Source organism: Streptomyces sp. NPDC090021, assembly GCF_044748225.1.
Taxonomy (GTDB): domain Bacteria; phylum Actinomycetota; class Actinomycetes; order Streptomycetales; family Streptomycetaceae; genus Streptomyces.
This window is the reverse complement of the sequence record NZ_JBIVFO010000098.1, coordinates 1-1353: the sequence shown is the minus strand read 5'-3', so window position 1 is coordinate 1353 and position 1353 is coordinate 1. Positions and strand designations below refer to the sequence as shown.

The 1353-nt window shown below is 71.2% G+C and carries 1 protein-coding gene; it reads right to left on the bottom strand.

Going from position 1 to position 1353, the window contains the following annotated elements:
- Positions 1–202 precede the first annotated feature (202 nt).
- On the bottom strand, positions 203–1353 hold a 1151-nt coding region (locus ACIPXC_RS35020; RefSeq protein WP_401626555.1), incomplete at its 5' end, for an IS110 family transposase.

Here is a 1353-nt window from a genome sequence, read left to right as displayed (position 1 = left end):
GGGGGGGTGCCCCTATCTGTTTGGTCAACCTCGTCAGGGTCGCTTTATGAGGGTTAATCCCGGTTTTCGGGAACGTCCCGCGAAGCGGGATGTTCCCGGCGGATCGGGTGTCTGGTGGGCAGCCCGGCTGCCGGCGGGCTGGGCGGGCCGTGCCGGTGTGCGGGCGTGATGGGGGTCTGGAGGGTGGCGGGGGTGGGGGTCGTCAGGCGGCGAGGGCGACGTCGTCGGGGGTGCGTGGTTCGTAGAGGGCGCCGGTGCGGATCATCGCGTGGATGACGTTCACGCGCTGGCGGGCCAGGCGGAGAATGGCCTGGGTATGGGTCTTGCCGCGTGCGCGCTGGCGGTCGTAGTAGGTCCGGGAGGACGGGTCCGTTTTGCAGCCGATCGCGGCGAACGCGGCCTGGAACAGGGCGCGTTTGAGGAGCCGGTTGCCGCGGTGGGGTGCGTGCTCGCCGCGGATGGAGGTGCCCGAGGATTTCGTGGCGGGGGCGAGTCCGGCGTAGGAGGCGAGGTGTCCGGCGGTGGGGAAGGTGGCGCCGTCACCGATTGCGACGATCACTGCCGCCGTGGTCCTGACGCCCATGCCGGGCATGGACGTCAGGAGGTGGAAAAGAGGGAGGGCCTCCAGCAGGGCGGCGATCTCCTGCTCGGCCTGACGTCGCTGGGTGTGGGCGGCGGCGAGCTGGGCGGCGAGCCCGGGCACGATCAGCGCGCTGGCCTCGGTGCCGGGAACCACAAGGGTCTGTTCGGCGAGGGCGTCGAAGATCTCGGTGGTGAGGTGGTGGGCCTTGCGCGAGCCGTGGGCCTTGAGCAGGGCCTCGCAGCGGGCACGGCCGAGTTTCTTCAGCTTGGCCGGGGAGCCGTGCTGCTGAAGGAGTGCCTGGATGTAGGGGTAGGCCAGGCGGGGGCCGACCACGCGTTCCAGGGAGGGGTGGATCTGGGAGAGCAGGCCGCGCAGCCGGTTGGCGGTGCGGTTGACCTCGCCGGCCAGGTCGTTGTCGTAGCCGGTGAGCATGGTCAGCTCGGCCAGTGTCTCGTCGTCGCGGTCCACCGCGCGCAGGGTGTGCGGCATGGTGCGGGCGGTGTCGGCGATGACGAACGCGTCGCGGGCGTCGGTCTTGGCCTCGCCCGGGTAGAGGTCGGCGGCCCGGCGCATCGACAGGCCGGGCAGGTAGGCGATGCGGCAGCCCGACGCCCGGGCGGCGGCGATCGGCAGGGCGCCGATGTTGGCGACCTGGTCGACGACGACCAGGACAGCGCCGAACTTCGCGACCAGCTTCTCGAACAGCTCCCGCAGCTTCGGCTCGGTGTTGGGCAGCCGCCTGTCGTGGACGGTCTTGCCCTGCCCGGTCA